Annotated in this window: 12 protein-coding genes; 1 reads left to right on the top strand and 11 read right to left on the bottom strand. The window is 57.5% G+C overall.

What is annotated here, in order from left to right:
• Positions 1-578 precede the first annotated feature (578 nt).
• From BN32_RS00985 to BN32_RS00945, 9 genes are all read right to left on the bottom strand, one after another.
• Positions 579-1,358 carry a sulfite exporter TauE/SafE family protein gene (locus BN32_RS00985; RefSeq protein ID WP_040425311.1) on the bottom strand — a complete coding sequence of 260 codons (780 nt, stop codon included), beginning with the start codon at positions 1,356-1,358 and terminating at the stop codon, positions 579-581.
• A gap of 116 nt (positions 1,359-1,474) precedes the next feature.
• Positions 1,475-3,073 carry a GMC family oxidoreductase gene (locus BN32_RS00980; RefSeq protein ID WP_019195370.1) on the bottom strand — a complete coding sequence of 533 codons (1,599 nt, stop codon included), beginning with the start codon at positions 3,071-3,073 and terminating at the stop codon, positions 1,475-1,477.
• Between the two features lie 28 nt (positions 3,074-3,101).
• Positions 3,102-3,947, bottom strand: a complete 846-nt coding sequence (locus tag BN32_RS25860; RefSeq protein ID WP_156946938.1) for an ABC transporter permease — start codon at positions 3,945-3,947, stop codon at positions 3,102-3,104.
• The gene (locus BN32_RS00970; protein WP_019195368.1) at positions 3,907-4,671 is read right to left on the bottom strand and encodes an ABC transporter permease; all 765 of its coding nucleotides are present in this window, start codon (positions 4,669-4,671) and stop codon (positions 3,907-3,909) included. The genes BN32_RS25860 and BN32_RS00970 overlap by 41 nt, the downstream gene beginning before the upstream one ends.
• 3 nt (positions 4,672-4,674) lie before the next feature.
• A complete protein-coding gene (locus BN32_RS00965; RefSeq protein WP_019195367.1) occupies positions 4,675-5,475 on the bottom strand; it encodes an ABC transporter ATP-binding protein in 801 nt (266 codons plus the stop codon).
• Positions 5,476-5,538: 63 nt separating this feature from the next.
• Complete coding sequence (locus BN32_RS00960) at positions 5,539-6,561, bottom strand: ABC transporter substrate-binding protein (protein WP_019195366.1); 1,023 nt, start codon at positions 6,559-6,561, stop codon at positions 5,539-5,541.
• Positions 6,562-6,609: 48 nt separating this feature from the next.
• Entirely contained in the window at positions 6,610-7,779 is a 1,170-nt protein-coding gene (locus BN32_RS00955; protein WP_202962513.1) for a UxaA family hydrolase, read from the bottom strand.
• Positions 7,760-8,032 carry a UxaA family hydrolase gene (locus BN32_RS25855; protein WP_082758004.1) on the bottom strand — a complete coding sequence of 91 codons (273 nt, stop codon included), beginning with the start codon at positions 8,030-8,032 and terminating at the stop codon, positions 7,760-7,762. The genes BN32_RS00955 and BN32_RS25855 overlap by 20 nt, the downstream gene beginning before the upstream one ends.
• 2 nt (positions 8,033-8,034) lie before the next feature.
• Positions 8,035-9,471 (bottom strand): aldehyde dehydrogenase family protein, encoded by a 1,437-nt coding sequence (locus tag BN32_RS00945; protein ID WP_019195363.1) that lies wholly within the window; start codon positions 9,469-9,471, stop codon positions 8,035-8,037.
• A gap of 108 nt (positions 9,472-9,579) precedes the next feature.
• Here BN32_RS00945 and BN32_RS00940 point away from each other — a divergent pair, with 108 nt between their 5' ends.
• On the top strand, positions 9,580-10,629 hold the full coding sequence (locus tag BN32_RS00940) for a LacI family DNA-binding transcriptional regulator (RefSeq protein WP_019195362.1): 1,050 nt from the start codon (positions 9,580-9,582) through the stop codon (positions 10,627-10,629).
• On the opposite strand, the gene BN32_RS00935 is transcribed toward BN32_RS00940, so the two are convergent.
• Both BN32_RS00935 and BN32_RS00930 read right to left on the bottom strand, forming a co-directional pair.
• Positions 10,607-11,095, bottom strand: coding sequence for a site-specific integrase (locus BN32_RS00935; protein WP_019195361.1), 489 nt, complete (start codon positions 11,093-11,095; stop codon positions 10,607-10,609). The genes BN32_RS00940 and BN32_RS00935 overlap by 23 nt on opposite strands.
• A 695-nt stretch (positions 11,096-11,790) precedes the next feature.
• Positions 11,791-13,322, bottom strand: a 1,532-nt coding sequence (locus BN32_RS00930; RefSeq protein WP_084494543.1) for a thiamine pyrophosphate-binding protein, incomplete at its 5' end; no start/stop codon positions are given.

Here is a 13,322-nt window from a genome sequence, read left to right as displayed (position 1 = left end):
ATTTTTTGAGAGTTATGCAAAGGTCGCTTGACCGATACTCGAAAAAATCGCGAACTGTTTCAAATGATCCAGAACAATCGCTTCTGCGGTAGTCGCCATGAGTGGCTTTATGGAAAGAACCCAGAGTGGTGGCGACCTTGCGAAGCGCTTCGCTATTGCCGCCGGTGGCGATAAGCCATGATCGCTCCGCTAGGCTGTACCAACTGGCGCAATTGCCATTTCACGGCTCAAGCAACGGCAACAAATGCTACTTTTTAAGACCGCCTTCCAGTTCAAAATCGCAAGTTCGAACCTGTCTCAGTCTCAGCGATCCAAAACGTCGAAATTCGGATATTGAAATCGGCCCGCTGAGACCTAAAACAGCGGTGCTGCTGCGACTTCTCGGTCCTATAAAAACTAACAGGGAAAACATTTCGAAAAACAGGGAGTTCTTAGTCTGTAACAGGGAGTTTCTGCTGCAAGTATCGTCGGATGACAGTTCTCAGCACTTAATACCAGCCAGCCATTCGAAATCAGCATTGCCCTGTTCACCGACAACTACCTTTTCGCTACCAATTCACAGCCTGCGTCCCGCCAGACTAATTCAACATCGCTTGTCCGCTGCGATAGAGGACGTAAGCTGCCACCGCAAAGATCACGCCGGCGAAAATGCGCTTGAGAGTGTCTTTGCCGCGCGACAAACGGCTCGCGAGCGCAATGCCGAAAAGTCCTCCGACGAGGCCGCCTGCGATAAACTGGCCAGCAACCAGCCAGTCGACCAGGCCGGAGAACGCATAGTTGAGCGCGGTCGCAAGACCGAAGCATCCGACCGCCAAAAGTGAAGAACCGACCGCGTTGATCATCGGCATGCGGGTCGCAAGCAACAGGCCTGGGACAATCAGGAAACCACCACCGATACCGAAGAACCCGGAAGCGGTGCCGGTGACAAATGCAATGCCGGCCGTCAGCAAGCAGGTCTTGAGATGTGCATCCCTCTCGGGAGCCGCAGTCTCGTTGCGCGGGCGCAGCATCATGGCCCCGACGGCAAGCATCACCAGCCCGAGCAGGAATAGGAGTCTGTTGCCGTCAATCAGCTTGCCCGCACTCGATCCTACGAACGCACCGAGGGTACCGACCACCGCGAACACGGCTGCAAGGCGCCAGCGCACAACGCCGGCGCGGGCATAACTGGCCAGATTGATGAAAGCAGTCGCCGAGACCGCCAGCGCCCCGGTGCCGATTGCGATATGCGGCTGCGAAACGCCAACGACGTAGAGCAAAAGCGGCGTTGCCAGGATGGAACCGCCGCCACCGATCAAGCCGAGCGAGAAGCCCACAAGAGCTCCTGACCCAAGCGCGGCGTTAATGACTACGCTCACGATCGCGAGGCCTTCGCCCGCATGACGAGAACGGGGTCCGGAAGCGGCGTCGTAAGGCAGCCAAGGGGAATTCCCCTTCGACAGCCAACATCAAATTTACTCATAGTGGCGCGCTGTCAAATCGAAGACGCGATGAGATCAGCAGCCTTTTCACCGATCATGATGGCCGGCGCGTTCGTGTTACCCGAGATCAACGTGGGCATGATTGATGCATCCGCGACACGCAAACCCTTGATACCATGAACTCGCAATTGCGAGTCCACAACAGCCATGGGATCGCTGCCCATCTTGCATGTCCCGACCGGATGGAAAATTGAGCTGCCGGTCTGTTGTGCGAAAGCCAGAAGTTCGTCATCGGATTCCAGATGCGGACCCGGACGAACCTCCTCCGCGATCAACTCCGCAAGGGCCGGTGCAGAGAGGATTTTGCGATTTAACCGGATCGCATCGACGATCGTACGCCGATCAGTTTCGGCGCTGAGATAACGTGCTTCAATGCGCGGTGGGCGTAACGGGTCGTTCCCAGCGATCTGCACCACACCTCGGCTTTCGGGACGCAGTTGGCAGACAGACGATGTGAAACCCGAGAAGTCATGCAATGACTTGCCGGGCTGGTCAGTGCTCAGCGTCATAAAATGGATTTGCATGTCAGGGCTTGCAAGATCCGGCCGGGTTCGCGCGAACACCCCCGCTTGCCCTGCGCTCACAGTCAGTGCACCGCGGCGATGCAGCACATACTCAAGCCCAATGCCTATCCGTCCAGCAAGGCTCGCCATCTTGTCGTTCAATGTGATCGGACGGGTACAGCGCATCACGTGACGAACCTGATAGTGATCCTGCAGATTCCCACCGACACCGGGACGATGATCGACAACATCGACTCCATGCTCCCGGAGCAGTCCTTCTGGCCCAATTCCCGAGAGCTGGAGAAGCTGAGGTGAGTTGATGGCACCAGCGGTAAGAATAACCTCACGGCCGGCGAAGAACTGCTTTCTTACTCCATCCACAATACAGTCGACTCCGGTGGCGTGCCGACCCTTGAACAAGATGCGACTGACCTGAGCATTTGTTTCCAATCTCAAATTTGACCGGCGAAGCGCCGGCTTGAGAAAGGCCTTTGCCGCCGAACACCGCAAACCGTTTCGCGTGGTCAGCTGGTAGTAACCCGCTCCTTCCTGCTGCTCTCCATTGAAATCAGCGTTTCGGGGAATCCCAACTTGCTCTGCTGCATCGATAAATGCATCGCATAGTTCGTACCGGTCAGCGAGGTCCGACACAGCAAGCGGTCCACTGGCGCCATGATAGGTGCTGCTTCCGCGAACCTGATTTTCAGATCTTACAAAATAGGGCAAGACATCGTCGTAGCCCCATCCAACATTGCCCATCTGGCGCCATTGATCGTAATCCTCGCGCTGACCGCGAATATAGACCAGCCCGTTTATCGAGCTCGAACCGCCCAGAACCCTGCCACGCGGCCATGCAATGCGGCGATTGCCTGCACCGGGTTCAGGCTCTGTCTGATAATTCCAACTCAAATTCTGGTTGAAGATCAGTTTGGCATAACCGACAGGGACATGAATCCAAGGATTCCGATCTCGTGGTCCAGCCTCCAGCACCAGCACGGTATGCTGGCCACCAGCGCTCAGTCTGTTGGCAAGGACACAGCCAGCCGACCCCGCCCCCACAATGATGAAATCATATCGGGTATCGTTCATTCTTTTGACTTTCTTTTCGCGAGGCGTCTCAGCGCCAATGCATGACTCTGCGTTCAAGCAGCTGAAGCGCGTAATCCAGCGCGCCACCCAACACACCGATCACCAACATCACGCCAATCGTAATGCCTGCCTGAAGCGTCTGTTGTCCGATGAGAATCAGATAGCCGAGCCCCGCGCGCGCGCCTGTTCCCGCAACGATCTCCGCAGCAATCAACGCCATCCAGCCCGTTGCCACTCCGATCCGCAGGCCACTGACCAGAACCGGGACTGACGACGGCAGACCGGCCTCGAGAATAATGGTGCGGTTGGAAGCCCCCAGCGTTCGCGCGGCAGCGATAAGGCTGGGATCAACGGACTGCATAGCCCTGTAGGCACTGATCAGAATCGGCGGCAACGTCGATATGAAGATAACGAACGTTTGCGCACCGAAGTTCGCACCGAACCACAAGATTGCGAACGGCGCCCACGCGATCGGCGGGATGTACCGCACCGATTCAAAGATCGGATTCAACGCCCAATCAAGGAGACGATACTGCCCCATGATAAAGCCAAGCGGTATTCCCACCACAACAGCGAGAACGAACCCACCCATAAACCGCAGGAAGCTGGCCACGACATGCACATGCAGCGGCCCTTCTCCGATCGAGTGAGTGACGAGTCTGGTTAGACTGGAAAACACATCCGCAGGGGAAGGCAGGAAATCAGCGGATATTCCGAATATCCTGACCACCCCCCACCAAAGTACTACCCAGACCGCAAGGCCGGCAAGGACCGTGACTCCTCGCCCCAGCATAAGAACACCAGCGTAGGCTCGCTCACCAAGATTGCTCATGTTATCGAACCTCGGCATTCCAGCGCAGCAGTACGCGCTCAAGCCAGACAAATCCGAGATTCATCAAAATCCCGATCACACCGATGAGCAACATGCCACCTGCCATGATGTTCGCTTCAAAGTTCCGATATCCATTCATGATGAGGAATCCAAAGCCCTGATCTGCGACTACAAGCTCAGCCGCAACGATCGTCGCCCAGGCAACACCCAGCGAGATGCGTGCACCGGTCAGGATCACCGGCATCGCGGACGGCAACACCACCTCCATCAGGATCGTGCGCTGACTCGCCCCGAGCGTACGTGCCGCATTGAGAAGGTTGATCGGCGTTTCCTTGCAGCCAACATATGCGTTCACCAGTACCGGCACGAAAGCAGCTACGAAGACGATAAAGGTCTTGCCCGCAATTCCGATTCCGAACCACAGAATCGCAAGTGGAATCCAGGCAGGCGGCGGAATTGGGCGCAGAACAGTCAGCAGAGGCCCGAACAGCCGGTCCATGATCGGAATCCAGGCCATCAAAATCCCGAGTGGAATGCCTATCACGAGCGCCAGAAGAAAGCCGGAGAGCATGACCGACATGCTGGCCGTAAAATGCTCCATCAGCGAGCCGCCCATGTAGCCTTCACTGACTCGCGCCAGACCGGAGATCACATCACCCGGCGATGGTAGTACGAATGGGCTTACAAGCTGTGCCACCTCGGTCGCGTACCACCAAAGCAGCAGCAGCAGACCCAGCGACGCAACCGAAACGAGCGCACGAGCCACTGTTCAAGCCCCCACAAGAGGACTGATTTCGCTGCGCACACTCTCCCAGACATGATGCCGCAGATTCTGAAATTTCGCATCGGAGGCCACATCGTTCAAAGGTCGCGTCCTCCAATGAGAAGCGCCCGTGACTGCTCCGACGTCGATTACTTCCTTGATCTGACCAGGCCGCCGGCTCATTACCATCACGCGATCGGCCAGATAGACAGCCTCCTCGACCGAGTGGGTAATGAACAAGACTGTCGAGCGCTGCTCGGACCAGATACGTACCAGCTCTTCCTGCATGATTGCGCGATTTTGCGCGTCCAGCGCGGCGAACGGCTCGTCCATCAGCAATACGCGCGGCCGCAGAACAAAGCTGCGCGCAATAGCAACGCGCTGCTGCATTCCACCCGAAAGCTGGCGAGGATAACGGTGCTCAAACCCGCTAAGGCCGGTTAGCTTGATGTAGTGACGAACCCGCGCTTCCCGTTCGTCTCGTGGCAGGTTGTTAATGCGCAAACCAAAATCGATATTTTCCCATACTGTTTTCCATGGGAACAACGAGAAATTCTGGAACACCAGGGCCTTGTCTGGACCGGGCGCAGTAATGGGCTGACCGTCAAGTAACACCTCGCCGGTTGTCGGCTTGAGCAATCCCGAGGTGACGTGCAGAAGTGTACTCTTTCCGCATCCTGATGGACCCACGATCATCAGGAATTCCTGATTGCCAATCTTGAAATTGGTTGGATCGAGAGCACGGACAGCTTGCGCTCCCGTCCCGAAAGACATCGAGACATTGCGGTATTCGATCGTTGTCGTCATTGCGAAAACCTTGTCGGTCCGGGGTAACGGGCGGCAACCTGTCCGCCCGGAAACCCGCGTAAATCAGGGATTGCTCTTAACGGCCTCAAGATATCGGCTGTCGATATATGGGCGATAATCGGGCACGGTCTTTAGACGTCCCTGACGGATGAAGAACTCAGCAATCGCGCTGAATGATGCCGCGATCGCGGGTTCAGGCTTGCCTGCAGCGGGTTTCAGCATCGCAAGCTGCTGATCGACGTTCATGTAGGTATTCATAACCAGATCGACTTCGCCTTCGAGCATGTCATCCTTGAAGTTGAAACCACGAAAAGCGTCGTACTTTTTATAAAGTTCGAAGGTGCGCTTGCGATCCTGACGAATCCATTCCACAGCCTCAGCGGTGGCTCGCAACCAGCGGGTGATCTTGTCTGAACCGTTGTTGGCGATGAAATTGGGATGCGCGACACTGATACCCGGCATGCTCAGAGCCAGTTCCTTGGCGCCGCAGATAACCTTGTTTCCCCTAGCCTGCAGCATGGTGGTTTGCGGAGACCACACCTGCGCCAGATCCCCTTCGCCGGCGACAAATGCCGACAGCGTCGCCTGCTGTTCACTGGGAACAATGCGGACGTCATTCGTGGACAATCCAAGATGCCGTAGACAGGCCTCGACCATGTAGTGACCGGTGGACAGGGTGGTCACGAAAATGCGGGCTCCACGAAGCTTGCTTGAATCAGCCTTCGCCGCGTCAACATAGGCCGGCCGCCCGATCAGTTCGTGCATACCGCCTTCCTCGGCGATCATTCCGACAGTGACCAGCCCCAGCGCGGGACCACCAACAACCATCGGCGGAGCCCCCAGAAAGGCCATGTCCCATTGTCCGCCTGCGGCTCCCTGCATGATAGGCGCCCCGCTCGGAAACCAGCGTGGCGATGCATCTATGCCGTGTTTCTTGAAGAAGCCCATCGTATCGGCAACGTAGATATAGAAGCCCGTATAGGCCGTGATACTATTGGTGCGCACCTGATCAAGCGCCGCGACCGGAGCCGCCGCGGCTACGGCGAATGCTGCTGCCAACAGTATCGTTCTCAGTTTTCTCTTCATTTTGTTCCTCCCCTTAGATTCGGATTTTTGCAGCCTAGTAACCTGCGCTCACAGCAAGGACTTCGTGCTCGGGATGATGATCTGCCCCTCACTCCAAGCTTCCGACATGGTTTTCTCGCCTTCCAGAACCTTGCGCAAAGCAAGCTCAACCTTGTCAGCCATCTCGTTGAGGCTTGCTCCGTCCGTCACCGCGGCACTCACGTCGACATCAAGGCTGTCTTTCCATTCCGCAAGCGTGCGAGGGTTGCCACATACTTTCAGTGTTGGCGCCAGCGGGCTGCCCGAAGGGTTGAACACGCCGACTGCAAACAAAACAACCTGTGCGGAAGCGGCAACCATGCCTGTGATCGAGACCGGGCTAAAGAACGGGGTGTCCATGAAGTAGAGTCCCGGCGCCGGCGGTTTTGACCCGAACGTCAAACAACCCACAAAAGGACGGCTCCCCGTTTTGGCCACCGCTCCCATCGATTTCTCAATCAGTGTGGTCAATCCCGCTTCAATGTTCTCTTGAGTGGGATTCACACCGCGATAGCTTTCACCATCCTCCGACAGAAACGCCTCGGACCGGGCCAGGGCTGCGAGGATGTCTGCTGATACCTTCTGATTGGCGGCTCGCGCGCTCACAACCGACTCGGCACCAACGAACTCCGCCGTCTCCGACACGATTGCGGTGCCCCCGGCATCGATCAGTCGATCCACAAATCTGCCAATCGACGGATTCGCGGCCAGAGCGCTTGTGGCGTCGGAACCACCGCACTCCAACGCAACCGTCAAGCATGACAGTGGGACAAGGCTGCGCGTCGCTCCGGTTAAAGAGTGCGCAAGGTCGGATGCAGCCGCGCGCGCACGGGCGACAGCATCGGTCATGCCTTTCGCGGCCATCAATGCTTGAACTGAAACCGGCTTGCCCTCACCGGCAAAAGCCGCTTCGAGTGCACGCGAGGTCGGGACGTCATGACATAGCACAAGCGCGCCTCCGACATTCGGGTGGCTCACCAGTGCTCGCAAGACTCGCGCCTGAAGCGGAAGATCAGCTCCGCGCAAGCCACGCACAAAATCTCCGGCTACAACGATCGCGTCTGGAATACCTTCTGCAGCAAGCTCCGCCAACCGATTCGTCAACGCGACGGTCGAAAGAACCAAGAGATGATTCCGCACTCCGACAGACCCATCGGGGCGCACGAACCCATGAAATCCGTTAGCAGCAATTGTGGACATGGACATGCTCACCCTTCGCGATGGGCTGCGTTGCATGCCCAATGACAACTCCGTACTTCACAACGGAATCTCCTGCCGCAATATCAGTGAGCGCCACTTTGTGACCAAACCGGACACCGGGCACGACTGCGCCACCACCCGCAAGACAAGACGCATCAACCAAATCATCCAGAACGGTCGTTACATTGTCGCCACTCGACAACGTTAGATGGCGCCGCTCCGCGCTGCGCGCTGCTTTGTTCTGTTCTGTCATGTTCAAACCTGAGGCCGCCCCAGATAGACTGCGTGTTCAGTGGTATAGAAAGCCGCCGCACCCGGCCCGACAGAGCAGGCGCCTACACCGGAATTCCGGATGCCAACGAAAGGCATATTGCTGTCAGGCGTCGTTCCGTGATTGACGTGAATCATTCCGCTCTCGCTTCCCGCGATGAAGCGGTCGATCACCGTAATGTCGGACGAGAACAACGCTGCAGTGAGTCCGAATTCGACGCCATTAAGAAGCTGCATGGCTTCATCCAGGGTTTCGTACGTCAGCACACTGATGACTGGACCAAAGATTTCCTCCTGGGCAACCGGATTGTCGGAGGTAACATCACGCAACACCGTCGGCGCATAGAAATGCCCTTTGGCACAAGCCCCACCTGTCAGCACCGCTCCACCGGTAACAATTCGCGCACCACGCCTCACACCCAAAGCGACCATCCCGGTAACGCGCGACAAATGCTGATCCGATATGAGAGGCCCAAGGGTTGTGCCCTGCTGTAGTCCATCCCCCGGAACAAGTGAGCGAGCGCGAGCAGCCAACCCCTCGATCACACTCTCCGCAAGTTCAGACCTCACGATCACGCGGCTAATTGCGGTGCAACGCTGCCCCGAGCACAGGAAGGCCGCGCCCGCAACCTGATCGAGGCACCGGTCCATCTGGGGAACATCGTGGATGATCGCGGCATTCTTGCCGCCCAATTCCAAACTGAGCTCTGCAAGATTGTCCGCCGCCGCGCGGTAGATTGCCTTACCGGTCGCCACCGATCCAGTGAAGGTGATCCCATCCACACCTGGCACGGAAACCAGCTCCCGGCCGATCTCGGCGCCGCCAATGACAAGCTGCAACAAGCCTTCGGGCAGCACATCCCGCGCGACTTCGGCGATAATGCAAGCAGCACCGGGAGAAAATTCGGAAGGCTTGAGAATGATAGCATTTCCAAAGGCGAGCGCCGGCACAATCTTGCGCAACGGCGAAAGCGCTGGAAAATTCCAGGGCGTCAACGCTGCGATCACACCTCTCGGACGACGCACCGTAACGGGAGTAACACCCGCTCTCGTCGTCGCATGCACAGCGCCACCCGGTCGCCCCGCACTCGCAAGCATTTGAGCAGACTCGTCGAGAGCCTTTGTGACCTCGCCCCGCGCTTCCGCCAGAGGCTTGCCCTGCTCGATAGTAATCGAGCGCGCGATGTCTTGGGCGCGCGCGCTTAGAGACGTCAAGAATCTGGCCAGCAAAGACAGCCGCGCCGCGTCCGACAGCGCCGCCCAATCCCGTTGCGCAGCGCGAGCAACACCAACCACATCGCCCATCCGCGAAGGATCGGAAGACAAATAGCGCCCCGCCACGCTGTGGCGGTCAGCTGGATTGCGGGTTTCTAGCCGCGCGCCGCCGTCAGAGGCGGCGGCAATAGTCTCAAATTCATACATTTCGACGCTCGAAGGATGCGCATCTTCGATATGGAAGCGCTTTCATTTGCTATGTAAGCGCTTCCATCGTTTAGTGTCAAGGCTTCAAGAATCGAGTGGGATACTGCTTTGAAAACGCCAAAAGGAACCACCACGCCGGACGAGTCGAAGCGACCTGCCCGCTCCAGCAAGCGGATGATGGATATCGCCAAGGCCGCCGGAGTTTCGCTGGTGACAGTCTCGCGTGTACTTAACCATCCGGGACAGGTTTCACCGAGAACGCGGGAGCGCGTTCAAAGCGCCATAGCCAGCGCCAATTACGTACCCGATCTGGTTGCCGGAAGCCTCGCCTCGCGACGAAGCAAGATCATCGGCGTGATCATCCCCACTATCACCAACTCATTATTCGCAGACACGATCCAGGGCCTGACCGATGTCGTCGAAAAGGCGGACTACAAGCTGGTGATTGGCAGCAGCCGCTACGATCTTGACGCCGAGGCCAATCTTGCGCGCGCCTTTCTGTCCCGACGCGCTGACGCCCTCATTCTCACGGGTGTCACTCATAACGAGACAACTCTAAAGCTGCTCATGAATGCGGATATCCCGATATTTGAGATGTGGGCACTCACCGACAACCCAATCGATACGGTGGTGGGCTTTTCTAATTTCGAGGCGGCAAGCAGCATGACCCGTTTTCTCTATGAAGAGGGGTATCGCAATATTGGCTTCATGGGCGGCCTGACCGAAAACAACGATCGAACAATGATGCGCGAAAAAGGTCACATTGCAGCGCTGCATGACCTTGGACTTCCCGTTCTTCCCGAGCGAATAGAACGCACGGTCTTTGATTTCCACAGTGGCGCACAGGCATTGAAACATTTGCTCCAACGCTGTCCCGAACTGGACGCTGTCTTTGCAGCAAGCGACGTTCTGGCGGTTGGGGCTGTTTTTGAATGCCACCGTCAGGGCTGGTCAGTGCCGGGCCGTATCGCTATCGCCGGGCTGGATGATTCCATCATCGCGGCAGAACTGGTCCCGCCACTGACAACCATACGGATTCCCCGGTATGACATTGGTGTTCGCATTGGCGAAGAAATGCTTAGCCGCCTCAATGGCATTCCCCGCGGCCAGAGGCAGATTGACCTGGGTTTCACAATTATTGAACGCGCGAGCACTTGAGAAAGCACAATCGACGATCCCAGCGCATCAGCTCCTTCGGCCCCAAGAGCCACGGCAACCATCGGCGCGATACTCGTGTTGCGCGATCCGCCAGCGAAAGCAGCCGAGCGACTTCGTCATCATCGTAAGGAAGCCTGCGTTTTCCGGCCCGAGACTTGCGGGCGGTGGTCACGCTCTGCGCAGGGTTGCGTTTCAAAAGCCGGTTGGCCACGCCGTAGTTGAACAGGGTCTTGATCGCAGCGAGAGGTCCGTCGCGAACGCTTGTAAGGCCACGCGCGACCAAGGCATCCTTCCACGCCACCACATCATCGGGCGTGACGCGGCGCGGATCATCATGGCCTAGGTGTTTCTGAAACTGCTGAACATAGCCCCACCATGTCGAGACCGTGCTTGGTGCTGGCTTTGCTTCCCGCTCCCATCGCTTCCACAACGCATCAAAAGTGAGAAGTGCCTGTTCATCCGCCACCGGAAGCAGCGGCGCGAGGATATCGTCAGCTTGCCGTGGTTCATCTATCTGCCCGACGCGGACGGCGTTGCACCACTGTTCAAATTGCAGAACGATGGCCGCGTGCCGCCCTTTTGCGAGAATCGCAATTGCCGCAATGAGAGGGATATTTCCTGCCCAACCGTGACGGCTACCGGGCCCTCTTTCCCCTGCCCGGTTGGCAGATAAAATGTGACGTACCGACCATTCGCCAACGCAAGCACGTCGGCGGGCACACGCTTCCTGAATTGGTGGTGCGACGATCTTTGCCGTTTCGTCGGACGTGCTGTCCTGAGCGCCAATGTGTGTCATCCGTGTGCTACACTCGGATGATTGATCGACTTGTTGCGCTCGATTATCCCGCTAAAACAATCGCTTAGAAAGGCGATGGTGCCCAGGGGCGGGTTGTCAGATTTCCCCCAAAACATTAGCAAAATCAATATATTACGGCCACCAAATTTTACTCGTTTGTACCAACAAAATGTACCGAACCTAAGCGCTTTTGGCCACCGAAACCTGCGTGACAGAACTACTTGCTTGCGCTTTGTTGTTGCTGTTGCGATTTTACCAAATCCGAAACGGCAGCGACACCTTCATGTTCGGGAACAGCTTTCCACTGGTTCGGACGGGCTTGCGCCGCCGCAGAGACTCTAACGAAATAGCTAACCTGCTTGGGTTCAACCAGAGCTTTTGATCGCCGCCATGCTCCCTGCTCGAAGCTGGTCCAGTGTTTTAGTGGGCGTTATTGCTTGCGGATCGAGCAAGCAATGCAGGATTGACGGACGGCCGGATTGAATAGCGCGCTCAAAGGCTGGTTCGAATTCGTCGGTTGTTTCCACCCACTCACCGTGCCCGCCAAAAGCGCGCGCATAGGCGACGAAATCAGGATTCTTCAAGTCCGTCGCCGAAACCCGTGCCGGGTAATGCGTCTCCTGATGCATCCGGATCGTGCCATACATGCCATTATCGATGACGATCACGATGATCGGGATGTCAAATTGCACGGCGGTCGCGAATTCCTGTCCGTTCATGAGAAAGCAGCCATCGCCGGCCATCGCGACGACGATACGATCCGGCGTCTGACGCTTCGCCATAATGGCAGCCGGCACGCCGTAACCCATCGAGCCGGATGTCGGCGCCAGTTGGGTGCCAAAACCGCGAAAACGATAGTAGCGGTGGATCCAGCCGGCGTAGTTTCCAGCGCCGTTGCATATGATGGCCGTCGAAGGAAGCCGATCGCGAAGCCAGCGGACCACTTCGCCATATTGGAAGCGGCCAGGAAGCGGAAGCGGGGCTTCCGACCATTCAATATAGTCCTGCCGCGCAGCGGCCACATTGGGCGCATTTGTGGCCGCTCCTAGTTCACAGACGTCAAGCGCATCGGCGAATGATTGCGGCGACGCCTGAATGGCCAGCGCTGGCTGATACACGCGGCCGAGCTCTTCTGCGTCCGGATGAACATGCACCAGCTTCTGCTTCGGCGTCGGAACGTCGATCAGCGTATAGGACGATGACGGCATTTCGGACATTCGGCCGCCAATGATCAGAAGCAGGTCCGCATCCCGAACCCGCGCGACAAGCTTTGGATTTGGGCCGATGCCAAGGTCACCGGCAAAATTCGGATGATCAGCCGGAAACAGATGCGCGCGGCGGAATGATGCCGCAACAGGCAACCCCGCACGTTCGGCAAAACCGACGAATTGCGCGCGCGCACGTTCGGTCCAGCGCGAACCGCCCACGATACCGAGCGGCCGCTTCGCCTCACGCAGCATCGCGACCAGCTTGTCCATGTCGGACACGCGCGGAGCCACTTCGACGGCCTCCACATGCGCGACATCGCCGATAGTGGCTATCTCCGTCAGCACGTCCTCCGGCAACGCGATAACGACCGGCCCGGGGCGTCCCTGCATGGCGACCCGGAATGCCCGCGTGATGAGTTCAGGAATTCGAACGGCACTATCGATTTCAACGACCCACTTTGCGATCGAACCGAAAACAGCCTTGTAATCGAGTTCCTGGAACGCCTCGCGCTCGCGCATGCCGCGCTCGACCTGTCCCACGAACAGAATCATCGGCGTCGAATCCTGTGCCGCGATGTGGACTCCATGACTGGCATTGGTGGCGCCTGGTCCCCGCGTCACAAAGCAAATGCCCGGCCGGCCGGTTAACTTTCCATAGGCCTCCGCCATGATGGCGGCCCCGCCTGTCC

This window comes from Afipia birgiae 34632, assembly GCF_000308295.2.
GTDB classification, from domain to species: domain Bacteria; phylum Pseudomonadota; class Alphaproteobacteria; order Rhizobiales; family Xanthobacteraceae; genus Afipia; species Afipia birgiae.
The sequence above is the reverse complement of the archived record's forward strand: the minus strand, read 5'-3'. Positions and strand labels throughout refer to the sequence as shown.

Excerpts from the sequence above, each read along its gene's own strand:
- BN32_RS00955 (WP_202962513.1), bottom strand. The coding sequence starts at position 7,779 with ATGTCCACAATTGCTGCTAACGGATTTCATGGGTTCGTGCGCCCCGAT.
- BN32_RS00965 (WP_019195367.1), bottom strand. The coding sequence starts at position 5,475 with ATGACGACAACGATCGAATACCGCAATGTCTCGATGTCTTTCGGGACG.
- BN32_RS25855 (WP_082758004.1), bottom strand. The coding sequence starts at position 8,032 with ATGACAGAACAGAACAAAGCAGCGCGCAGCGCGGAGCGGCGCCATCTA.
- BN32_RS00980 (WP_019195370.1), bottom strand. The coding sequence starts at position 3,073 with ATGAACGATACCCGATATGATTTCATCATTGTGGGGGCGGGGTCGGCT.
- BN32_RS00945 (WP_019195363.1), bottom strand. The coding sequence starts at position 9,471 with ATGTATGAATTTGAGACTATTGCCGCCGCCTCTGACGGCGGCGCGCGG.
- BN32_RS00960 (WP_019195366.1), bottom strand. The coding sequence starts at position 6,561 with ATGAAGAGAAAACTGAGAACGATACTGTTGGCAGCAGCATTCGCCGTA.